We start from the raw sequence: 24,588 nt of genomic DNA, 5'->3' as shown, positions 1-24,588 counted from the left end.
GCACTCATCCCTTTCTAGTTTGAAAACTTGACCTCTGACATATCGTGGAACCAGAATGGATAGCTCTTGAGCCCCGTCACCTGTTTGTCAGATCCCCAAACGATTTGATAATCCGCAATATACACTGCTGTTGCCTGCTCAGCTAATATTTCCTGTGCACGATGATAGTACTCTATTTGCTTGGCTTGGTCGGTTTCCTTTAAAACATCAGCCATAATTTTGTCGTATTCTTCATTTTTAAATAAGAAGAAGTTTTCACTATCGTTTGTAGAAATGTAATCATTCAAAACTTCAAAAGCAGATGCACGACCTGTTAAGTCAATCGTTGTCATTGCATAGTCACGACCAAAGTAAACGCGATCTAGCCAAATTCCCCATTCCACTACTTCAATTTCTACATCAATTCCGATTTCTTGTAGATTAGCTACGACAATTTGTGCAATATTTGAGTAAATATCATTGTGTGAAGACACTGTAATTTTTGTTTTAAAGCCATCCGGATATCCTGCTTCTGCTAATAACGCCTTCGCTTTTTCCACATCTCGCTCATACATGCTTTCTAAGCCCCTCTTTTGGAAATCGCCCATCGCTGGACTCATGTTAGAGCCAAGTGGCACAGCATAGCCTGCAAACACAGAGTCAATAATATCGGCTTTACTAATTGCGTAATTGATTGCTTGACGAACCTTCACATTGTCAAATGGTGCCTTTGTTTCGTTAAATGTAACAATAAGAGAAGAGTTATTATTTTGGTGTGATAAATTATAGCTTCCCTCTACCTCGCTCACACGGTGCCAAGGAACACTCGTTAAATCAACTTCGTTTGCCATTAAGCTCATAATGGCTGCCTGATCATCTGATTGGAAGGCAAAGGTTACTTTATTCAAATAAGGTAATCCTTCTTGCCAATACTGTTCATTTTTCTTAAGCTCTAAATTTGTACCTGGTGCATATTTCACAAAGGCAAATGGACCTGTACCAATTGGATTTTCATTATGCTTCCCATCATTGCTCTTTGGAATAATAGCTGATTGTCTGCCTGTTAATGAATACAAGAAATTTGAATTTGGCTCTTTTAGCTTAATCACAAATGTACTTGCATCAGGCGCCTCTGTAGATGCTACATTATCAAAGCTATTGGACATTTTTTCCCCACCATTTTTCCCCATTAAACGGTCAAAGGAATATTGAATATCCTCCATCGTTAAATCATCACCATTATGAAACTTCACACCTTGGCGAATTTTAAACGTATGGGTTAAGCCGTCCTCAGAAATTTCATAGCTTTCAGCAAGTCCCTCTTTTAAGGAGCCATCCGTTTCAGGAGCCATTAGCCCCTCAAAGATATTTAGAATCATTTGATAAGAAATGGACGCTGTCGCTTTATGTGGATCTAAAAAATCTGGATCATCATTCACACGTACAACAATTTCCTGTGGAGCATCTGTTGCCGCTTGACCATCTGTAGTACCTGAAGTAGTCGTCGTTTTTTCTCCATCACTTGAACACGCTGCCATAACGATTGCCATTAACACTGTTAGTAGTATCAATCCGCTTTTTTTCCATTGCATGGCTGTTCCCCCTTTTTCTAAGTGCTTGTCTTTTGAATGCTTGTATAACTCTCAACATCCGCCAATCGTTCAGCGGCTTTAATGCCAGCTAGAATTGCTTCCTCCATCACCTTTGTCGCTAGCTGGCCTAAATAATCAAGTGCATAGGATTGATCCCCTGTACCAAGCACAAAAATCGTATCGCCATCCAGCATCGTATGAACAGGATAAATCGTGCGTGCTAAGGCATTTTGCGTAAGCTGCGCAATCTTTTTAGCCTCCGCCTTCGTTAGCTTGGCATTCATTGCCACAACACCAATGGTTGTATTAGTTCCCGCTAAAGCCTCTGATTGTGCATGTTGCTCTAAATAGGCACAGCAATCCACCCATTGACCAGAATGCGTATCTCTTGCTCCAGCTAAAATTTTCCTCGTTGTAGGGTCCTTGACATCTCCAACTGCATTGACAGCCACGATAGCACCTGCTACAAGACCATCTTTTCCCGCATAGGAAGCACTACCAAGCCCACCCTTCATTGCAAATTCTGGACCAGCTAATTTGCCTACAGTTGCTCCGTAGCCCGCGCCTACATTGCCATTTGGAAATGAGCCAACTTGTGCCGCTTGTGCCGCTTCATAGCCCATTAGTGCTGTAGGTCGTGCATGTGGATCACCGATAAACAAGTCAAAGAGTACAGCACTTGGTACAATCGGTATTTTCGCTACTCCTGCATCTACCCCAATCCCTTGCTCCTCTAAAAATTGCATGACGCCTGTAGCAGCATCTAACCCAAACGCACTACCCCCAGCTAAACAAATAGCATGAACTCGGTCAATTTCATTGATGGGATCTAACGCATCTGTTTCACGAGTACCTGGTGCAGAGCCTCGAACATCCACTCCACAAACTGCTCCGTTTTCCACTACTAGCACCGTACAGCCTGTGATGCCCTCCTTGTTCTCGCAATGTCCTACCTTAACACCTGGCACATCCGTTATATTGCCAAACATTCTTCACACCTCACTTTTTAAATAATTATAATTTTCTGATTTTTTATCATATAAAAAACAGGCTACTCGTTGGTGATCATTTTCATTGTGAAGCTTCGGTCTCTCCTGATGGCACCTTTCCATCACATGCGGGCAACGTGTATGAAAGACACAGCCAACAGGTGGATTCATCGGACTTGGTAACTCGCCCTGTAAAAGTATTTCTTGCTTAGGCTCATCAAAATTAACAACTGGTATTGCAGATAGTAATGCTTGTGTATAGGGATGCAACGGATTGGCATATAGCTCCTTCTTTGTCCCAATCTCCACTACTCTACCTAAATACAGCACTGCCACACGGTCACTAATATGCTTCACAACGCTTAAATCATGTGAGATAAATAAATAGGTTAATTGAAATTCATCCTGTAAATCCATCATGAGATTGAGCACTTGCGATTGCACCGACACATCCAATGCTGAAACGGGCTCATCGGCTATAATGAATTCTGGATGAATCGCTAATGCCCGTGCAATCCCAATACGCTGCCGCTGCCCACCAGAAAATTCATGTGGAAATTTATGCATGGCATCCTCAGGTAGCCCTACCTTTTGTAATAGCTCCTTCACACGCTCTTTGCGTTGCTCCTTCGTCAAGGTTAATTGTAGCTTCATCGGCTCTTCGATTATAGAACCGATTCGCATCCGAGGATTGAGAGAGGCAAAGGGATCTTGAAAAATCATTTGCATTTGATTGCGGTAACTTTGTAGCTTATTCCCCTTTAAATGCTGGATGGGTTGTCCTTTATATAGCACTTCGCCTGCTGTTGGTTCAACGAGCTTTAAAATTGTTCGCCCAAAGGTGGATTTTCCTGAGCCTGATTCACCAACAATTCCAAGTGTTTCCCCTCTATAAATCTCAATCGAAATATCATCAACCGCTTTTATGACCTTTTTCTCTTCCTTCATCGATTTACGCTTCACAGGAAAGTAGGCTTTTAAATGATTAATTTCCAGCAAAACTTCTTTCTCTGTCATGAGCCAGCTCTCCTTTCTCCGTGAATAAATGACAGCGTACCTTATGTGCCTCCTGAATGTGATGAACAGCAGGTTGCTCCTGATGACAATGTGCCAGCGCATGGGGACAGCGTGGCGCAAAGCGACAGCCGTCAGGTAATGCATACGCAGGTGGCACAGTATCAGGAATCGATGGTAGCCTTTTGACATCTGTTTCAAGGCTTGGCATCGTCTTTAAAAGCGCTGTGGTATAAGGATGCTGTGGATTTAAAAAGAGCTCTCTTACTGGAGCCTCCTCGACAATCTGTCCCGCATACATCACCATAACGCGGTCAGCTGTCTCTGCAACAACGCTCATATCATGGGTAATGAATAAAATGGCTGATCGATGCTCTTCCTTCATTTTTAGCATCAGCTTTAAAATCTGTGCCTGAACCGTGACATCAAGTGCAGTAGTTGGCTCATCCGCAATCAATAGCTGCGGATTATTCGACATTGCGATGGCAATCATAACTCGTTGTCGCATCCCGCCTGAGAGTTGGTGAGGATATTCAGCGATGACCTTTTCTGCATTCGCAATCCCGACTTCTTTTAATAGCTGTAGCGCTTTATTCCATGCCTCTTTTTTCGATACCCTTTGGTGTCTTCGTATGCCTTCAATCATTTGATTGCCAATCGTAAAAACGGGATCTAAAGAGGTCATGGGCTCTTGAAAAATCATACTAATTTCATTGCCTCGTATACGGCTCATTTCTTTATTTTTATAGGTAAGTAGATTTTTACCGTTTAAAGTGATAGAACCTGACGTAATTTCTCCTGGAGGTATAGGCAGCAACCGCATAATGGCTAAGGATGTAATACTTTTGCCACTTCCCGATTCACCAACCAGTGCAACGGTTTCTCCTTTATGAATAGTAAAATTCACATCTTCCACAACTTTTGCCTCTTTGCCATTTTTTAAATGGAATTTAATTGATAAGTGATTGACCTCTAAAAGCACATCTTTTTCTTTTGGCTGTTCCATATGCGTCCCTCCATCTCAGTGTTGATTAGGTGGTGCATAGCGTATAGCGATATTTTTCATTTGCGTATAGTTTCGCAGTGCAACAAAGCCCTTCTCTCGACCAATTCCGCTTTTTTTATAGCCTCCAAATGGCATTTGAATGCCTCCAGCAGCCCCATAATTATTGACAAATATTTGTCCCGCCTGCACACGACTTGCCACATAGTGAGCCGTATCGATATTTTGTGACCAAATGCCCGCCACTAGGCCATAGTCCGTACTATTGGCTAATGCGATGGCCTCCTCTACAGTCGAAAATGTCAAGACGGTTAACACTGGACCGAAAATTTCCTCCTGAGCTAATGGATCATTTGGATCAACACCATCAAGTATAGTTGGCTGAACATAAAAGCCGTTCTCATAGCCTGCCAATGTCAATGGTTCCCCACCCGTCACAACATAGCCATCTACCTTTGCTTGCTGTAATAATGCAGTGATTTTTGTATATTGTTGTTCATTCAGTAACGGTCCCATCTCCATATCTGCCTCACCTGGTCCTACTTGGATCACTTGGAACCTTTGGGCTAATCGGGAAATAAAGGACTCTTTTATTCGTTCCTCAATGAGTAAACGTGCCCCTGCTGAACAAGTTTGACCAGCATTTTGAATAATCGCACGTACAACTCCCTCTAATGCCTGCTCCATGTTAGCATCCGCAAAAACAATATTAGGAGATTTACCACCAAGCTCTAATGTCACAGGCACAACATTTTCAGCAGCCGCCTTCATCACCGCAATTCCTGTGGGAACAGAACCTGTAAACGTAATATGATTAATATCGGGATGTGAAGTTAAATAAGGACCAACTTCTCGTCCCAAGCCCGTAATATGCTGGAAAATCCCTTTCGGCAACTTATCGGCGAACCATTCTGCAATGGCATGTGTTGTTAGCGGTGTATCCTCCGCACTTTTCACAATGACTGCATTACCAGTTGCTATAGCGGCTGCTACACTTCTTGCCGTAATTTGAATCGGATAATTCCATGGCACAATATGTACCGTAATGCCCACTGGCTCTAGCACTACTGCATTTAAAAGTCCATCCTCAATCGGAATTGTATCTCCCATCACCTTATCCGCTGCACCACCATAAAATTCAAAATAGCGTGCCGCTGCTTCAATATCTGCTCTTGCCTGTGATAAGGGCTTTCCTACATCCCGACATTCTAGCAAACTCCATTCCTCTGCATGCTTACGAATATAATGAGCAAATTCGATCAATAACTGCCCACGTTCATAGGCTTTCCATTGACGCCAGTCCTCACGTTCAAAGGCTACACGGGCTGCACGTACTGCCTCTTCTATATGTTCTTTACTCGCGTTGCTAATTTGTGCAATCACTTCACCCGTTGAGGGATTCTTAACATCGAGGTATGTCTGAGCATCACCGTGAACCCACTCACCATCTATCAACATAGGAATTTTTTTCATTGTACCCCTCCTATAATCCACGGCCACCATCTACATGTAATGTCGTTCCTGTGACCATACTTGCTGCATCTGATAGTAAATAACTAACAGCTCCTGCTATATCTGCTGGCTTCACTAATCGTCCTAATGGCACAGATTGCACAAAGACACTTTGCTTCGTCTGCTCTACGTCTGCACCCTGTGCGGCAAATTGACCAAGCATTTGTGTGTCTGCTGGTCCTGGATGAATCGTATTAACCCGAATTTGACTAGATGCTAGTTCAATTGCTAGTCCTCTCGTAAAGCTCTCTGCTGCACCCTTCGATGCAATATAAGCCTGTAAGCCCGGTCTTGGTCGCACTGCTGAAATCGAGGCAATTGTAATAATAGAACCCCTTTGCTGTTTTTTCATAAAAGGTACAACTGCCTTTGTCGTGATAAATAAACTTTTCACATTAACATCCATTAAACGATTCCATTCATCCATTGTGACCTCTTCAATCGGCGTAGCTGACTGGGCAATTCCCAGTGCATTAACAAGACCATCTATTCTGCCATACTTATCAAAAACCTGCTGGCAGATGTCTTGCACACGTTCCTCCTGTAACACATTGACTTCAAAGCATTGAAGGGCATCCTGTGCAATATCTGATAAGGCATCTATGGATAGATCAAGTCCAATAACTCGATTGCCCAGCTTTAATTGCTCGTGAATAATGGCCTTTCCCATACCGCCTCCCGCACCAGTAACCACAATCACCTTTTGCTCAACTGCCATGCTAAACACCTCCTGCTGTTAAAGTTCTATTAATAATTTCCTGACAAATCGCATCGCCCATTTGTGCTGTTGTCGCTTGTCCACCAATATCTGCTGTTTTCACAACGCCTTCTTGCAGCACAGCTGTAATGGCTTTAACAATGAGCTGTTCTAAATCTGGTCTGCCTTGATGGCCAAGCAGTAAGGCAAGCGACCAAATTTGAGCGATTGGATTGGCAATGCCCTTGCCTGCAATATCTGGTGCTGAGCCATGAACAGGCTCAAACATCGATGGAAAATCCTTTTCGGGGTTCAGGTTGGCTGATGGTGATAGACCAAGTCCTCCGACAATAGCAGAGCCTAAATCGGATAAAATATCGCCAAACAAATTGGACGCTACTACCACTTCAAAATTCTGTGGTCGTTCTACGAAATAGGCGACGAGTGCATCGATATAAATGGATTCGAGCTGTAGTGCTGGTGAACTTTGCTTCACCGTTTTGCTTGTATGCTCGTCCCAGAATTTCATCGAATGAATAATGGCATTCGATTTTGTCGCACTTGTTATTTTGGTTTTACCGTGTTGCTTCGCATAATCGCAGGCAGCATGGACAATTTTTTCAATCCCAATGCGCGTCATGATTGTATTTTGAATCGTCATTTCCTGCGGCTGCTGTTGGTACAGTCGACCACCGCTGTCCGAATATTCACCCTCTGCATTTTCACGGAAGATCACAAAGTCAATTTTTTTGCCGTTAGCCAAGGGCGACGCTATCCCAGGTAGTGATTTAATAGGACGGAAATTCACATATTGCTGGAAATGCTTTCGAATGGGCATAATTAATTCCCAAACGGTAACATCATCAGGCACACGAGCATCGCCAATAGCTCCAAATAAAATCGCATCATATGTTTGAAGTGTTGCCAGTGCATCATTAGGCATCATACAGCCATGCTGCACATAGTAATCGGAGCTCCAAGGAAAGATGGTTGTTTCAATTTGTAAGGAGCTATGTTGTTCTTGCAAACAATTTAAAACTTTTAACGCTTCCTGCATAACCTCTTTTCCTATGCCATCTCCTGGTATTACTGCTATTTTGATAGCTGTCATTGTGCATCACCCGCCAAAAATTTTAATGCTGCTAAACGGTAAATGGCCGTTGTTTCTGCCAATTCTTCAATGTCCACATACTCATTGATTTGATGAGGAATTTCTCGATCTCCTGCTCCAACCGTTACAATTGGAATACCATGCACATGAAGAAACGTCCCATCTGTCGCGCCTGGAACACCATTATATTTTGGTTCCTTCTCTGTTACCTCTGCCACAGCCTCATATATTGCCTGTACAACAGGGTCTTCCTTCGCTGTTGCTGTTGCAGGTCGGTTATCAAGAACCGTCAGTTCTACTTTGAAATCAGGATCATCTGCTTGTAATCGTTTAATAATCGCTTCAATCTTGCCCAGTAGTTCATCATGGTCCTGCGCAGGCACCGTGCGAATATCGAGTGTTGTCATACAGTGATCAGGAATGACATTGATTTGTGCATCTCCCTTTACAGGCGCTCGTAAAATCGTTGGTGTAATAGATGGCCAATTCAGCATTGGATCACGCCCTAATCGTGCTTGCTCCTCTTTTTCCAATTTTTCAAGCTCTACGATGAAACGTGCCATACGCCAGTTAGGATTGATGCCACTCCACGAAATCGCACCATGCGCCATTTTACCGAAAATATCTACCTGTAAACGAATAGCCCCGCGTTGTGCAATACACACATTATTTTCCTGTGGCTCACAGATAATCGCACCATCCACACCTTCGGCCCAGCCATTTTTAATAAAATGCTTAATGCCTAGCATAAGCCCTTCTTCATCACATGGAATACATAAAATAATTTTGCCCGTAAACGCCTCTTGATCTAGTAGCAATGACTGACAAGCTGTAATCATACAAGCAAGATTCCCTTTTGTATCATTCGTTCCCCTGCCATACATACGCCCATCTACAATTTCTGCTCCAAATGGATCATAGGCCCAAGCCTCTCGATTGCCCTCTGTCACCACATCCGTATGTCCTTCGAAAAGTAATGTTTTCCCAGGCTTGCCCGAATCAATAATACCAATGACATTTGGTCGCCCTGGCACAACCTCCTCGATATGCGTCTCGATGCCAATATCTCGTAAATATGCCGCTACAAAAGTTGCCACCTCTTGCTCATTGCCCTTCGGATCGTTCTCACGGTAAACGCTTTCAATGCGCACGAGCTTCTGTGTTAAGGCAATGACCGTCTCACGATCTCGCACATACGATTTTGTTGTCTTTAAACTAGTTACTGTCATGCAAAGGACCTCCTATTTTTAAAGAATATTCTGAATTTATGTTATTTTAACATTGTCCTTTCTCTATGAAACTAGACAATATGTTAATGATTCAAAGAACGCCTTTAACTTTTTGTTTAGCAATAAAACACTAGAAAACAACATTTTTTTCTGTTTTACACGATTTTTCGATCAATTCATCGAATGCAAGAGAGTATTGTTTTTGATTTTCAGGTGGTTAGATAATTATAGTTTGGAAGAGGGAACACTTTTTTGAGCGGGATTTCTTTAATTTGGAGAAAGGGTTTTTGGTTCTGTGGAGCGACCTTCATCTCTTTTTAGAGCGGGTATCCGCTTCTTTGAAACGATTCACCCTTTTTAAGAGTGGGTCCACACTTCTTTGGAGTGGTTCGCTCACTCTTGGAGAGGACCTATCACCATTCAGAAGCACCTTACCCATTTATTAGGGTGAATGCCAACCATTACAAAATAGAAAAAAACCAGCATTTGCTGGTTTTTCCTGATTATTGTTGACGGGATTCGGTCATTTGCTTCCAAACCGAGCCTTTTGCTTCCTCGCCTTGTTCGATACGGGCAATGGCCATTTTCACTTGTAGCTTCACTTCGAATTCTTTGTCATCTTCGGCAGCCTTCAATGCTGGTAAGGACTGTTCTGTGCCGACCTCATATAAATACATGGCTGCGCGCCAGCGAACCAATTTGTTTTTGTCCTGTAAGGCTTGCAGCATGGCTTCTTCAAATTCTACAAAGCCAAGGTCACTCATGCAGTCACCTGCTGTTCGACGTACTGCTGCACTTTTATCTTGTAGGGCTCTTTCTAAATAAGGGACAACTGCCACATCCTCAATCATGCCTAAGTACACCGTCGCTAGTCGACGGATAGACATTTGTTCATCCTGTAAGGCTAAATCTAATAGCGGTAGGTCGTCTAGCTCAGGATCAGCCATTTGATCGAGCAGTTGGAAGCGTTTCTCCCATTCAGGTTGCTTGAACTGTTCTACTGTCACTTTAAGTTTGTCCGTTTTCACAGCGGCTTTTTCACCATCATTATTGATAGCTGTGACAATTTCTGCTAAACGGTCTGCAGAATAAGTGACATCAATCTCCTGTTTGATTGTTTCAGCAATTTCCTCAAGCTCACCGTAGCGAACCCCATAATCAATCCACTTACGTTGGAAAATATAGTTTTCATCTACTGCTGACTCAATAATTTGATTAAAAGCATCGACAAAACGGTCTCCGCAGCTAATACGATATTCACGTTGGTTATCAAAAACTTTTACTTGTAAAGGCACCTGCTTGTAAAATTGTACATGGACATAAACCTCTCCATAAAATTCATTGGCCACAACCGTTTCTTCTTGTGTTTGGACATCTTCCCCTAACACTTGACGAATACTTGCTAGAATGCCTTCCCATGCATATTTAGCATTACGCTCAACAGCAAAGAAATCGGCTACATGGTAAACGCCCTTTACTCCCTCAATCGCTAAAATAGCAGCCGCCTCGCCTGTTGCTTCGTCTTTATTATCCTTTGTAAAATTATAGCTCTTCCCGAATGGTAGCTCTGTATCAACAACAATCTTCATAGAATTGGGACTTGGCGTCGGTTCAATGGTAATAATCTTCATGTCTATCGCTCCTTATCCGTTAACTATTTCATCTAAATACGACCATCTTTCAATTAGATGCTCATACTGTGCATTTAGCTCATCCAACTTAGCTGTTAATTCCTGTAGCTTGGTAAAATCTGAGCCTGCATTAGCGATTCCTTCTTCGGTCTCCATAATAGCAGTTTCTGTTTTCTCTATCTCGTCTGCAATCGTTTCCCATTCTTTTTGCTCTTTAAACGATAGCTTTTTTTTGTCTGATTTTGGCTTTTCTGATTTTGGTTTTTCTACTTTTGGCGTTTCTACTTTGACAGTAGCTGTCTGCTCACGTTTCTCCAGATACTCACTGTATAGATCCAGTGTTTCCTCTACTTGTCCCTGACCATCTAGTATCCATAGCTTTTTCGCAATACGGTCGAGGAAGAAACGATCATGGGAAATCGTGATAACCACGCCTGGGAAATGCTCGATGAAATCCTCTAGCACACCTAATGTTTCAATATCTAAATCATTGGTTGGCTCGTCCAATAATAAGACGTTTGGTTGCTCCATCAATAAACGTAATAAATGAAGACGCTTGCGCTCACCGCCCGATAATTTTCCAATTGGAGTACCATGAGCATGCAACGGGAATAAAAAGCGCTCCAGCATTTGAGCAGCTGAGTAACGGACACCCTCTGCATCGGTAATATCATTTGAAGCCTCACGTATATATTCAATCATGCGCTCATTTTCATTCATTTTCGGCAATGTTTGCTTGAAATGTGCCAGCTTGACCGTTGACCCAACAAGAATTTCACCTTGATCGGGTGTCAGCTCTCCTGCTAGCATGTTCAACAAAGTTGATTTCCCTACACCGTTCGCGCCGATAATGCCAATTCGATCACCTTGCTGTAGTAGAAATGAGAAGTTTTCAAGGATTTTTTGCTGGCCAAAGGCTTTCGAAATTTTCTCAGCCTCCAGCACTTTACGTCCAAGACGTGTTGTCGCAAGTCCCATATCCAAGGAAACATCTTCTGTTTTGCGTTCTAGGTTTTCTTCTAGCTTTTCAAAGCGTTGAATACGAGCCTTTTGCTTAGTTGAACGCGCCTTCGCACCACGACGTATCCATTTTAATTCTGAACGATAACGATTGCGATCCTTCTGTGCAGAAGCAGCTTGCATCTCCTCACGAATAGCTCGAGCCTCTAAATAATCACCGTAATTCCCTGTATGACGATACAAGGTTTGATTTGCTAACTCGTAAATATGTGTTGATAATTCATCTAAGAAATAACGATCGTGGGTGATGAAAATCACTGCACCCTTTAATCGTAAGACCATCTCTTGAAGCCATTCTGTAGACTGTACATCTAAATGGTTGGTGGGCTCATCCAATAAGTAAAGATCCGCTGGTTCAATTAACACCTTCGCTAATGCAACACGTTTTTGCTGACCGCCTGATAGCGTTAGTACCTCTTTTTCAAAAGTTTCAATCCCAAGCTTTGTTAAGGCCGTCTTTGCAAGGGCATTGACATCCCATGCCTGCTCTTCATCCATGCGCTGTTGCAGACTAAATAACGTCTTTTGTAAACTTTCGGATGTTGGGTTACTTGCTAGTGCAGCAACCGTTTCCTCATATTGACGATTCAGCTGTAAAATGGGCGAATCGCCTGAAAAGACAGCTTGTAAAACTGTTTCACCTGCCTGAAATGTAGGCTCCTGTGGTAAATAAGCGACACGGTATTTATTCGGACGATCTACTGTCATCGAATCCGCTTCCATGTCCCCAGCTAAAATGGATAACAGGGTTGATTTTCCCGTTCCATTTATACCGATTAGGCCTGCACGCTCTCCCTCATAAATGGTAAATTCAATATTTTGAAAAAGCGTTTTATCGCCCACTGTTTTGGTTAAATTTTGTACAATTAAATGACTCATTCCACTATTCCATCTCTTTCATGTTAGGTATTGTTCATGCCCACACGATTTTTATGTAGACGATTATTGATATCCACTATTCATCATAACATCAAACCGCAGGTAAACAAAGAACAACAAACTATCAACGAACTGGTGGCATGTCCTGTAAATAGGATTCCATAAGCTGACAAAGCTTGATGATTCCTTGTGTTAAGTCGTGGGGTTCAGGATAAGAGTAACTAATTCTTAGATGGTGATATTGTGGCTCTCCTGGATAACAAGCTGAGCTTGGTAAAAAGGTAATTTGGTCTTGTTGAGCCTTCCATAACAGCTCATCCGTATTGCCATTACTAGGTAAAGACACCCAAATATTAAGTCCACCTTTTGGTTCGATCCACATAACGCCCTTTGGTGCATGCTTATTCAACAATGCAATCGTTTGATCCCTTCTTATCTCAAGTGCAATGCGCAGTTTTTCTAAATGGGCATGCATTCGGTCTGAACGTAAAAATGGAATCAGTGCCTTTTGTGTTAATAAGGGGTTACCCGAATCGGCACTGGATTTGGCAGATAAAAGTCGTTGATGAACGGTACCTTTTGAAAGGATAGCGCCGATTCTACAGCTTGGGGCCAACGTCTTACTAAAGCCTTTTAAATAAATAACATGACCACTTGTATCTAAAGCTTTCAGAGGTGGTGGTGGTGGGTTATCGTCAAAATAAATTTCATTCCATGAATCGTCCTCTACAATAAGAAAGCCATATTGTTGGGCAAGATCCAGTAATTCTCTCCTTCTTGCTTCACTTAAAACTGTGCCTGTGGGATTATGGAAGGTAGGATTTGTATAGATAAGCTTTGGCTGTTTGCTTAGGCAGAGTGTCGCTAGAAGAGCTGTCTGCATTCCTTCCTCGTCTACTGGTATGGGAATAATGTGGGCCCCACGATTTCTAAAGACATCGATTGCTGCTGTATATGTAGGAGCTTCGGTAATGACAATATCTCCAGGTCCAATAAATGTTTTAGCCACTAAATCTATACCTTGTTGTACACCGTTTGTCACAATAATTTCTTGTGGTGTTGTGGCAATATTACTATATGTTTTGACATAGTCTCGGATTGCCTTTCGTGCATCTTCATCCCCCTGTACCGTTCCATAACGAGCCACAATCTGAGGATCTGCCTGTAATATCGCCACAATTTCATTCACCAAATAAACAGAGGGTAATAATCCAGGGTGGATGGTGGCACTGGAGAATTTCATCGCATATTCCATTCTTTTATTTAACATAGATTGTGAACGTTGAATGTAATCAGGAATGGTTAGTTGCCAATTATAATCACTACGGCTCTCATTTGTGCTTCTTTGTTCTTTGTTTCGAACAAACGCCCCCTTGCCATGTATCACTTCAATATAACCATTTCTTTCTAATAAGGCATATGCCTTACTGACCGTGACAGGGCTCACTTGATTTTCTTTTGAAAAGCTCCGAATAGAAGGTAATTGGCTCCCTTCCTGTAAAAATTCTGACCTTATTTTTTCTGCAAGGATAGTTGAAATTTGATCAATTAAAGATTGATCAGACTGACGATTCAGCTTTATTTCCATTGGACCTCCAACTGTTATAGTCTTCATTTGACTGTTATATATATCACTATATAGTGTAGAGGCAGAAATAGCTAAGTTAAAATGAAGGGAAATGATGACACATGATGAACATGAAGCAAGATCAGGAAAAAATAAAAACGCTTTTAATGGATGTAGTTGACCATGCAGCCAATTTTTTTACTAATCTGGAGCATAGAGCTGTAACGAACCATTCCCCTAGCCTTCCTACTCCGACACTTCCAGAAGTGGGTGAGGGTGCTCAGGCAACACTTCAATATTTTACAAAGCAATTTGCTGAAGGCTTAAATAGTAGTGTAGGCTCAAGATACTTAGGTTTTGTCACAGGTGGATCTACCCCTGCTTCGATTGTCGGAGATTGGTTAGTAAGTATTTACGATCAAAATTTATCCCATTCTAAGGGCTCTATTGCAGGTTCAATGGAGCTTGCGACAATTGACATGCTAAAGGAGTTATTGCTATTAAGCGATGATTATCGAGGAACATTTGTCAGTGGGGCTACGATGGCTAATTTTGTAGGACTTGCTCAAGCAAGGGAATGGATTGCACAATACTATGGAAAAAACACTGCTCTGGATGGTCTATATGGTATCCCTCCAATAAAGATTGTTAGCGGAACGCCCCACTCAAGTATAATCAAAGCAACTTCTATGCTTGGCATGGGAAGAAATTCTATTCATACTATGTTATGCCTAGAACAGCGAGAAGCCATTGACATCACAAAATTACAGCAGTTTCTTGAAGAAAACCTACATGAACCTTGTATAGTTGTAGCAAATGCGGGAACTGTCAATACGGTTGACTTTGATGATTTACAAGCAATTGGCGAGCTAAAAAAGCGATACCCTTTCTGGCTTCATACCGATGCGGCCTTTGGTGGCTTTGCAGCCTGTTCACCAAAGTATCGTCACTTTGTTGAGGGCATGAATTATGCAGATTCTATTACAATTGACGCACATAAATGGCTGAACGTCCCTTATGATGCCGCTATGCAATTTACCCGTCATCAATCGTTGCAAGCAACCGTTTTTCAAAATAATGCTGCCTATCTTGGTAGTTCCCTTGAAAATCCAGATTTCTGTGATCTTACACCTGAAAATTCACGTCGTTTTCGTGCGCTACCTGCTTGGTTTTCTTTACAGGCCTATGGTAAATTGGGCTACCAACAATTAATAGAAGAAAATGTATTACTCGCACAACAGCTTGGTCAAAAAATAGATGACAGTCCCTACTTTACATTGCTAGCACCTGTTCGACTGAATATCGTGTGCTTCGCGGTCAATCATGAGGCACTGACAGCTGAAATGAACCAACAATTTTTAACAACTTTAAATCAACAAGGCAAAGTATACATGACGCCAACTGTCTACAAAGGTATGCCAGCTATTCGCGCGGCTTTCAGTAATTGGCGTACTTCCCAAGCAGACCTGACAATCATTTGGGAAGCATTAACAACAGCGATATCCTCCTATTTTAATGAATCCATCTAAGCTATTAAATGGTAATGGAGTAGCATGATGAAGGATTCCTCATTTGTGCGTCTCCAATCTATTTGATAGTAAATACAAAACTAAAGTACTAGCTTACCATACATCCTTTTGGTGGTACGAAGACCATACCCGAATGAAGCACAAAAACCGCCCTTCTATTTGAAAAGGCGGTTTTTGTGCTATGTGCTATTGACCGATTTCGTGCTGGAGTTGCTTTAAAAAGCTTTCCATAAATTGATGACGTTCAAGTGCCATTTGCTTGCCCTTTTCCGTCACCATTAAATCTTTTAGCAGTAATAATTTCTCATAAAAATGAGTAACAGACGAGGTATTTTTCTGACGATATTCTGACTCTGACATATTTGTGCGTGCTTCTTCTTCCTTATCATAAAGCTTGCGACCTTTTGCGCCACCATAAGCAAATGTTCTGGCAATGCCAATAGCACCAATCGCATCTAAACGATCTGCATCTCGGACGATTTTTGCTTCCAATGATGTTGCTTCTAGCTCATTCCCACCATTAAATGACACTTGAGCAATGCAATCTCGAATATGCTGCTTTTTACCCTCACTAACAGGTAATTCCGCAATAAGCTGTTCTTCCTTTTCCTTGCTATCGGTATACTTTTTGTCACTGACATCATGTAAAAGTACCGCTATTTTCACAACTTCTTCATCTGCTGTTGGCTCGCTATGTAGGATAGCTAATGCATTTTGATAGACACGTTCAATATGTTGAAAATCATGACTAGCATCAAATTGCTCATATATTTCACGTACTTTATTCATTAAATGATTCATAGTCTACTCATTCCTTTCCTACAAAATTATACTGTATTTTATTACATAAGAGGTAATCTAGAAAAATTAAAAATCAAATCCATTTCAATTGACTAATTTTTCAGAATATTGTATGATAAACGTACAGAACAGCTATTTGTTCTGTACCTCATATTTTTCAGCAATGTACAACAGCTGTGTGTTTAACAGATTTAACATTAACTTCAGCGGGCTTACAATTGAATAACCTGTTTAAAAGATGACGTGCGTATTGAAAACCTATCATCTAAACAAATAAAAGTGAACACTTTCCCTTAGAAATTCTTTGTTTAACCCGCATAGCCAAATGTACATGCCGAAAATGTGAACAACAAGTTAGTTTGTTGCATGACCAAAAGGATTTCGCCAGTTGTAGCAGAAGTGCATTGTTTTTTCATTACTGGTTGTTACCTTCTTCTAGTCAATACCTTGATTATGTATGAACGTAGCTCCTCCCTTTAATGAAAATCGTACACGATAATTGCATACAGCTTGTGAATACCACGTTCGATGAGTTGTGCAAATCAGTAAGAAATTCATTTAAGCCATCAATGTATGAAGTGAAAAAGGAAGTAGGAACGATTGTGATAAAATGTATTACCATCCCGCTGAAGGACAAATAAAAGCTGCCCATCTTACATTCAAGTAGATGATGGCAGCTTTTACTGTTTTATTTTCTTACTTTAAAGAACGCCTTTGATCACTTCATCAATTTCCCGCAATAGTGCTTCGTTTTGCATGGTTGTACTTAATTTTAAGTTAGATTGGTCTACATGAATCACTGCAACATGCATTCCTTCTTCAATACTTGCACTTGGAACTGGCATCATTTTCTCTGTATCGAACGTCATGATGAGATCTGGGAATTTGGATTGTACCTGCCCTTCCTTCGATAATGTCATATATTCATTCCAGAACGTCAGATGGTAATCACCCACTGATAATTCCCCTACATCGAAGCCATTTTCCTTTGTTAACGAATAATTTGTGACAGCGCCTGATACGATGTGCACACCATTCAAATACTGCAACACATGGGCTAGCTTTTCTTCAAAGGTTTGCCCATTTAAGAAGCAATAGCCAAGCTCTATAGCCATGGTAATCGCATTTGGTGCGCCATGTTTTTGTAAATAGTCAATCGTCACAGGATTTCGAGTGACCCCGACTAGCCCGCCTGCTAAAATAGAAGCTTGGCGTGCTGTCTTTGCGGTGCTGTGTAAATTCCCTTCCACAAAGCCTTGGACGGCGAAGTCACCTTTTCCTCCTGCATAAAATTGTACGGATTGATATTCTTGTTGTTCATGGAGATTTAAAGAACCCATGATTCCCGTTGGATGTGCTCGTCCATTACAGGGAGCATCCACAACAGGTACATGTAATAAGACTGACTGCAACCAGCCATTGATCGTCGTGATGGCACCATTTTCATTTGTAATGATGCCCTTTAGACGTTGATTGATATAGTTGTTCATACTACGATAGCTCCAACAAAGCTGTTCATTTGAAATGTATTGATCGGCCGCTGATGGCGCACCTACCATTGCCACACAGGCAACTAAATCTTCTTGGTCTAATTCGGTAATATCCACGATTTGAGGCTCGCCTGCTGCAAAGATTTCCTCCACTAGCTTGAGTCCTTCCTCTAGGAGACCACCGCCGCCTCCGCCAAGGATTGCTCCTCCATAAACGGCAGCAATCCCATCCTCATACGATAATCCTTTCGCCATTCAGCATGACTCCTTTCTATTTCCCTATTTTTAGAATGGAAGAGAAGAAGCTATATAGCGCATCTCCAGCGATGACACCTGCTGCAAAGACCGTCATTTCAGATTCTCTCTTACCTTTCGTCACATATGTGAAAATAACACGAAGTATGATACCAACTAATACAGCCCAGCCAGCAATTGGATTGACAAGTAATAAACCTGTTGCGAATAAGATACCCATTTGACGTTTTGAACCACCAATTAGCTGAATTAATGCACCTGGAATCGCCCAAATCATTAATTGTTTCGCTACATCGCCTGTAACGCCTGATTGAATTGTTGCTGCATACACATGGTTAACAGGTGCTACTAAATCCTGTGCAAAATAAGATTTATAGGATAGCAATACTACAACTGCGGAAATTGCAAAAGCTAGCATACCAGCAATCAATTGTTGCTTGCGACCTTCTTTTTCTAATGCAACATCACTACCATTACCACGTAAAATGAAACCAGTTTTTAAGTCATAGCCCATATCCGCAAATGCTACCCCTGTAGCAGCACTATACCCTGCTAGTAATGCAAGTGCTGGAGCTGGGAAACCAATTAAAATACCAACAATCAGTGTAATAAATGCCACTGCAAATGCAGGGAACCAACCCGCATGCATCGCTGCGATACCTACAATTAGCTCATGGACAAATGCAGCAATCGTTGCAAAGATGATGAATCCTATTAACATACCGAAAGACATGTGTGAAATAATACCGCCTAAAATAGCGATTAATAGAGCAATGGCTAAATATGCTATAAACCCAACACCAAATGCTTGTCGAATTTCTTTTGCATCTTTTGAATAGCTTAACTCTTCTGACTTTTTAGCCGACTTTTTATTCAATAAGGCAAAAGCTACTTGGAAAAGTGCTACAATCCCAGCACCAATCATAACGCCATGTGGAATATAGTAAGCATTTAAGTCAACATTAAATAATTGAACAGAATAGCCTCTTAATAAAAGCCCAATCCCAAACATCGTCAGTGCCCAAATATTACCGATGAACGCTACCCCAAAAGCTGACATTGGAATTTTCAAAACAGATCCCACGATACCAATTAACACACCACCAATTAATACCTTTGCATTCTTACCGCCTTTATCGCCCGCCTTAATGGCTTCAGCTGTTGCAATCCCTGGTGGCCAAGTACCTGCTGCTGGGAAAATCTTTGTATCGAAAAATTTATATAATAATAGAGCATCAACAAACATCGCTAAAATAACACCGATAAACAATGGTAATACTAAATTTTCATAGCCTAATACATATGGAATACCAATTGGCAACATTAAACTACTTGCTGCACTGAACGTTGCTGCCGAAATGGCAGTTTGAATAATATTTTGTCTGTGTACAGATTTAAAGGCAATTAGCTTGCCAATCGGTATTCTTCCAAGAATCATCGCAAATATTGCCCCAACGATTGATGTATTGGCAGAAATCCCTAAAGTCGTAATTAGCTGTATCCCAATAATTGCCCCCACAACAGATGTTAAGACGATCATTAGTAGAGTTACAGGCTCTAAAGCCCTTGGATGTAATACTTTATTATTCATAGTGTCAGCTCCCCTATTGTTGTTATAATTTTGAAATGTGTGATTGTATTTGCTGAGCTACTTTCACTAACTGTTCAAGCATATTTTTCTCCCTTTGATCATCTAAATCATATACTAACCCAGAAATTGTAAGAGATGCAGTGATTTCCTTTTTATAGTTAAATAACGGTACACTAATGCCAAATGCATGTTCATTATACTCCCCGATGGTAACACACCAGTTGTTTTGGCGAATTTGTTGCAGCTCTTCCTTTAATGACGCTAGGAAAGAAACCTGCTCTTCCTTCGATTGTTCCTCATGAAAGAAGGCCATTAATTCCAGTTGCCTGTCCTCGTCTAAATAAGCAAACATGACCTTACAGGAAGCACCGATGTAAAGGGGTGTCTTTGTTCCTAAAGACACCGCATACTTTACATTTTTATTGCTTTCGGCTATTTTCGTTGTGACACCGTATTCATTGTCCATATAAGTAAGAAATACTGATTCATTGATTTCACTGGCAAGATTTTGCATCAATTCATAAATGGTCGAGTGAGGGTCTTTTGAATTCGATAACACATCATAAAAAAGGTACATTTTATAACCTAATTTATATTTTTTCGTGTGTTCATCCTGTATTAAATAACCCGCTTCTGTAAATGTATTAATGGTTCTTTGCACGACACTTGTCGGCAGTTTCATCATGCGTGAAATTTCACGAACACCTAATGCATTTTCTGTCGTTGCAAAGCATTCTAGTATATCCAATGAGTTTTTTAATGTCTTGACAGTCATCTATTTCTCCCTTTAAGCGTTTTGATAACCGTATCGCTCTTTCGCTACATCTACAGAAATATATTCATTTAATAGATCACGTTCAATGGCCTCTGAGCTTCGTTCGTGTGGAGGACCATAACCACCACCAGTAGCAGTCACAAGCTCAATACGGTCGCCTTTTTGCAATTCATAATTGGCAAGTACGCCCACTGGTCCAATTTTCGTTCCATCCTTTTTATGAATGATTAAATAGTTGTGAGAGCCTTCTCCTCCACCATTTAAGCCGAATGGCGCGAATTGATGTCTACCTAAGTTCACAGAAACCCTTTGACCATCATGATTGACTGTATAAACGCGACGAACACCTAAGCCACCTCTAAATTGACCAGCACCAGCACCGTCACAATTTAAGCTATATTCATCAATTTGAATACCGTATTTTGTTTCTGCAATTTCAACTGGAAGATTATATGTTTCACCATCTCCCATACAGTATTGCCCGCTTTGCCCATCCTCATCATTCGCCGCTCCCCAGCCACCAACAGATGGCTCAACAATTAGGAATGACTCATCATTTTCAGGATTTTTCCCAGTGAGAATAAACGTACAAACAGATTGTAAATGCCCTGCCGATAAGCGTTCTGGTAAATGCGGCGCAAGAGCTTTCCAAATTAGATCAGCTGCCCCAATACGTGCCTCAAAATTCATAGACACAGGATGTGGGCGTTTAGCTGAAACAATCGAATTGTCATCTGTGATAATCGTTAAGCGTTTAAAGACACCTTCGTTAATTACGTCAATATCGCCAAGTAATGCTAGGAACATAACGCGCACACTTGCCATTAAACCAAACTGAGAACAGTTCATTGGCACATTGACTGCAGGATGTGAGCCTCTAAAGTCACAAATAAACGCCTCATCACTAATTGTGACTTTCACTTTTATTGGATAAGGTCCACCCTTTAATGGGTCCCCTTCAATAAAGTCCTCCGCATAAAATTCACCTTTAGGTAGGTGTTGAAGCTCATACTCTACAATTTTCTCACCCTTGTCCAATAATTTTTGAATGGACAATTTCACCGATTCCGCACCAAACTTCTGACAAAGCTCTGCGATTCGTTTTTCACCTGTTTTTAAGGCGGCTACTTGTGCAAACATATCACCGATTGAAAGCTCTGGTAAACGAACATTCGTAGAAATGATTTCATAGACTGCATCGTTCAACTCACCTTGATGATAAAGTTTGACACCTGGTAGCTGTAAACCTTCCTGATAGATTTCATTAGAATTACTTGTAAACGAACCAGGGTCCATGCCCCCTACCTCTGTCCAGTGTGCTTTATTGGCAGAGTACGCAATAATTTCACCGTTGTAGAAAATTGGGAGAACTAAGCCCACATCCGATAAATGCGAGCCACCTCCAACATAAGGGTCATTGATAATAATGACATCACCTTCATGCAGTTTTTTCCCATTATCAAACTTCTCTATTACACGCTGTACCATTGGACTTAACATCCCAATAAAGCTCGTTACACCGTTTCCTTGACTAATTAAATTACCCTTGGCATCTGTTAAACCACAAGCATAGTCTAATACTTCATAGATTACTGGACTCATAGAAGAGCGTGCTAGAGCTATAAACATCTCATCGCCTATAGCTAGCAATGAATCTTGAATAATTTCTACTGCAAAAACATCTTTTTTCATGTTTTATTTCCCCTCCATCTCTACTATCAAATTGCCGTATTTATCAATTTCAATTGATTGATTATTATTGATTACGACCGTAGATGTTGGATTTTCCACAATTGCAGGACCTGTAATGACATAGCCAGGTACTAATTTTTGTTGGTCATAGACATTGACCTCTACCCAACCCGTTCCCTTCACATATAAATTGCGTTGTGCCTTGATACATGTAGAATTGTCGATATGAGAGAAGTCTAGCTCTTTAAATTGAACCGCCTCATCTTTCCCGTAGATTGTAAGATGTAAGTTGACTAACTCAATTGGTGTAGCTGGTAAATCAAAAGAAAACTCTTGTTTATGTTTGATATGGAAGGCTTCTGCTAATGCAAGTAGCCCCTCTTCATCAAGCGTAATAGCTGATGCATTTAATTTAACGGCATGCTCTTGACCTTTGTAGCGTAAATCATAATTAATTTCAAAATAATAATGATCCTTTGATAATGGTGCATCTGCATAGGCATTAGCAATGACTTGATCAATATTTTCTTGAATAGCCGCAAGATGGTCTTTGTCAAAGTTCATTAAACTTGTTTGAATGTAATCTTGTCGATATTCGGTCATCATCATTCCTAATGCTGAGAAGACGGATGAGCCATAAGGAATAATGACTTTTTTCATACCAAGCTCTTCTGCTAAATTAATCGCATGTAGTGGACCACCACCACCAAATGCCACCATTGTAAAGTCTTCAGGATCATAGCCTTTACGAATAGAGATCAGCTTCAGTGCATTTAACATATTGGAGTTTGCAATATCTAAAATACCCTGTGCTGCTTCTTCTGCTGACACATTAAATGGTTTCGCAATTGCTTCAACAAGAGCCTCCTCCACTTTGTCAATGGATACTGGGTTATCAAAGTTTTCTAAGGATAATCTTCCTAAATAAACATTGGCATCTGTAATTGTTGGCTGTGTATTCCCTAAGCCATATGCTACAGGCCCTGGCTTTGCCCCAGCAGAATCTGGTCCAACCTTTAATGAGCCAAACTGATCTACACGTGCGATAGAGCCACCACCATTTCCGATTTCCACAATATCCACTACAGGTGTTTTAATTGGATAGCCCGCAAATTTTTCATTTCTTTCAATATAGTAATCTGTTGTGACATTGACTTTGCCATCTGTAATAAGCGAACATTTTGCTGTCGTCCCACCAACATCAAAAGCTATGATATTCGATTCATTTAAAAGTTGGCCTAATTTAGCTGCCCCAAACATCCCTGCTACAGGTCCAGATTCAACGAGGTTGATTGGTAGCTCCATTGCTTTATCAAAGCTTGTAGTTCCGCCATTCGATTGCATAATTTTTAAATGGTCTGTAATGCCAATTGTGCTTAATTTCTCTTTTAGGCTTTTTAAGTAGGCATGTGCAATTGGCTTTACATAAGAATTTAGGACTGTTGTGTTTGTTCTTTCATACTCACGGTATTCTTTAATCGTTTCACTTGAAAGTGTGATATATACTTCCGGCCAAATTTTTAAAATGGCTTCTTTTAACTGTTGTTCATGAATTGGATTTTTATAGCCGTGTATTAAGGAAATGGCAATCGCCTCAACACCTAATTCCTTAAATTTATAAACGATCTCGTCAACTTCCTCGGTATTAAGCGCTTTCATAATATTTCCTTTAAAATCAATTCGCTCATCAATTTCTTGACGTAAATAACGCTCTACAAATGGTTCTGGCTTTTTATATTTAAAGTTATATAAGTCTGGTCGATTTCCACGAGCAATTTCTATAACATCACGGAAACCCTTTGTTGTAATTAACCCAACTACGCCCCCTTTTCTTTCCGTTAATGTATTGATGATAACCGTCGATCCATGAATAAATGATTCAATGAAAGAATCTTCCGTTACATGTCGTCCTAATACATTTAATATGCCATCCTCAAAGTGACCAGGTGTCGTATGTCCCTTATCAAAATGAAGATTTCCTTTTTCATCTGTGAAAACTAGGTCAGTAAAAGTACCGCCAATATCTGTTGCGATTTTCAAGACTTCATCCCTCCGTGTTCCTATTATCGGTACAGTGTTCCGAATTAGAATTAAATAAATTATATTTAAAAGAAAAAGAAAATTCAATGTATTTTTTAAATAAAAATTCATTTGACAATTGTCCTTCGTTGTAAAAACCCGCTCTATCTTTCCAATATCAGAGAACTATTGATAAAAAATACCAAACACATT

Annotated in this window: 18 protein-coding genes; 1 reads left to right on the top strand and 17 read right to left on the bottom strand. The window is 40.8% G+C overall.

The genetic code is table 11. The features are described 5' to 3' along the window. Window positions 1–14: 14 nt before the first annotated feature. From AC1RFD_RS03190 to pdxR, 11 genes are all read right to left on the bottom strand, one after another. Window positions 15–1,571, bottom strand: coding sequence for an ABC transporter substrate-binding protein (locus AC1RFD_RS03190; protein ID WP_492474490.1), 1,557 nt, complete (start codon window positions 1,569–1,571; stop codon window positions 15–17). Window positions 1,572–1,588: 17 nt separating this feature from the next. Continuing rightward, complete coding sequence (locus AC1RFD_RS03185; protein ID WP_492474489.1) at window positions 1,589–2,560, bottom strand: P1 family peptidase; 972 nt, start codon at window positions 2,558–2,560, stop codon at window positions 1,589–1,591. A gap of 3 nt (window positions 2,561–2,563) precedes the next feature. Further along, the gene (locus tag AC1RFD_RS03180; RefSeq protein WP_066037719.1) at window positions 2,564–3,577 is read right to left on the bottom strand and encodes an ABC transporter ATP-binding protein; all 1,014 of its coding nucleotides are present in this window, start codon (window positions 3,575–3,577) and stop codon (window positions 2,564–2,566) included. After that, entirely contained in the window at window positions 3,546–4,580 is a 1,035-nt protein-coding gene (locus AC1RFD_RS03175) for an ABC transporter ATP-binding protein (protein WP_492474488.1), read from the bottom strand. The genes AC1RFD_RS03180 and AC1RFD_RS03175 overlap by 32 nt, the downstream gene beginning before the upstream one ends. 15 nt (window positions 4,581–4,595) lie before the next feature. Beyond that, window positions 4,596–6,050, bottom strand: a complete 1,455-nt coding sequence (locus AC1RFD_RS03170; protein WP_115673917.1) for an aldehyde dehydrogenase family protein — start codon at window positions 6,048–6,050, stop codon at window positions 4,596–4,598. Between the two features lie 10 nt (window positions 6,051–6,060). Next, window positions 6,061–6,807, bottom strand: a complete 747-nt coding sequence (locus tag AC1RFD_RS03165) for an SDR family NAD(P)-dependent oxidoreductase (protein WP_054550825.1) — start codon at window positions 6,805–6,807, stop codon at window positions 6,061–6,063. Window position 6,808: 1 nt separating this feature from the next. Beyond that, window positions 6,809–7,897: a tartrate dehydrogenase gene (locus AC1RFD_RS03160; protein ID WP_103117795.1), complete on the bottom strand. Its 1,089-nt coding sequence runs from the start codon at window positions 7,895–7,897 to the stop codon at window positions 6,809–6,811. After that, window positions 7,894–9,126, bottom strand: a complete 1,233-nt coding sequence (locus AC1RFD_RS03155; RefSeq protein ID WP_259948681.1) for a M20 family metallopeptidase — start codon at window positions 9,124–9,126, stop codon at window positions 7,894–7,896. Before AC1RFD_RS03155 ends, AC1RFD_RS03160 begins: the two co-directional genes overlap by 4 nt. 503 nt (window positions 9,127–9,629) lie before the next feature. Next, window positions 9,630–10,757, bottom strand: coding sequence for a conserved virulence factor C family protein (locus AC1RFD_RS03150; protein ID WP_048390119.1), 1,128 nt, complete (start codon window positions 10,755–10,757; stop codon window positions 9,630–9,632). A 12-nt stretch (window positions 10,758–10,769) separates the two neighbouring features. After that, on the bottom strand, window positions 10,770–12,656 hold the full coding sequence (locus AC1RFD_RS03145; RefSeq protein WP_492474487.1) for an ABC-F family ATP-binding cassette domain-containing protein: 1,887 nt from the start codon (window positions 12,654–12,656) through the stop codon (window positions 10,770–10,772). Between the two features lie 124 nt (window positions 12,657–12,780). Next, window positions 12,781–14,244, bottom strand: a complete 1,464-nt coding sequence (gene pdxR / locus AC1RFD_RS03140) for a MocR-like pyridoxine biosynthesis transcription factor PdxR (RefSeq protein WP_492474486.1) — start codon at window positions 14,242–14,244, stop codon at window positions 12,781–12,783. Between the two features lie 101 nt (window positions 14,245–14,345). Here pdxR and AC1RFD_RS03135 point away from each other — a divergent pair, with 101 nt between their 5' ends. Next, window positions 14,346–15,752 (top strand): pyridoxal phosphate-dependent decarboxylase family protein, encoded by a 1,407-nt coding sequence (locus tag AC1RFD_RS03135; RefSeq protein WP_492474485.1) that lies wholly within the window; start codon window positions 14,346–14,348, stop codon window positions 15,750–15,752. A 186-nt stretch (window positions 15,753–15,938) separates the two neighbouring features. On the opposite strand, the gene AC1RFD_RS03130 is transcribed toward AC1RFD_RS03135, so the two are convergent. The 6 genes from AC1RFD_RS03130 to AC1RFD_RS03105 form a co-directional block, all read right to left on the bottom strand. Continuing rightward, window positions 15,939–16,553, bottom strand: coding sequence for an HD domain-containing protein (locus tag AC1RFD_RS03130; RefSeq protein WP_288582728.1), 615 nt, complete (start codon window positions 16,551–16,553; stop codon window positions 15,939–15,941). A 701-nt stretch (window positions 16,554–17,254) separates the two neighbouring features. Beyond that, window positions 17,255–18,298, bottom strand: a complete 1,044-nt coding sequence (locus tag AC1RFD_RS03125) for an S-methyl thiohydantoin desulfurase domain-containing protein (protein WP_436455860.1) — start codon at window positions 18,296–18,298, stop codon at window positions 17,255–17,257. Window positions 18,299–18,314: 16 nt separating this feature from the next. Further along, entirely contained in the window at window positions 18,315–19,889 is a 1,575-nt protein-coding gene (locus AC1RFD_RS03120; RefSeq protein WP_048390111.1) for an OPT/YSL family transporter, read from the bottom strand. 22 nt (window positions 19,890–19,911) lie between these two features. Further along, window positions 19,912–20,664 carry an IclR family transcriptional regulator gene (locus AC1RFD_RS03115; RefSeq protein ID WP_054550817.1) on the bottom strand — a complete coding sequence of 251 codons (753 nt, stop codon included), beginning with the start codon at window positions 20,662–20,664 and terminating at the stop codon, window positions 19,912–19,914. Window positions 20,665–20,676: 12 nt separating this feature from the next. Beyond that, a complete protein-coding gene (locus tag AC1RFD_RS03110; protein ID WP_492474484.1) occupies window positions 20,677–22,356 on the bottom strand; it encodes a hydantoinase B/oxoprolinase family protein in 1,680 nt (559 codons plus the stop codon). A 3-nt stretch (window positions 22,357–22,359) separates the two neighbouring features. Next, window positions 22,360–24,396 (bottom strand): hydantoinase/oxoprolinase family protein, encoded by a 2,037-nt coding sequence (locus AC1RFD_RS03105; RefSeq protein ID WP_103117789.1) that lies wholly within the window; start codon window positions 24,394–24,396, stop codon window positions 22,360–22,362. Window positions 24,397–24,588 lie beyond the last annotated feature (192 nt).

The sequence above is a fragment of the Lysinibacillus sp. GW823-FHT02G10 genome, from assembly GCF_058797135.1.
The sequence above is the reverse complement of the archived record's forward strand: the minus strand, read 5'-3'. Positions and strand labels throughout refer to the sequence as shown.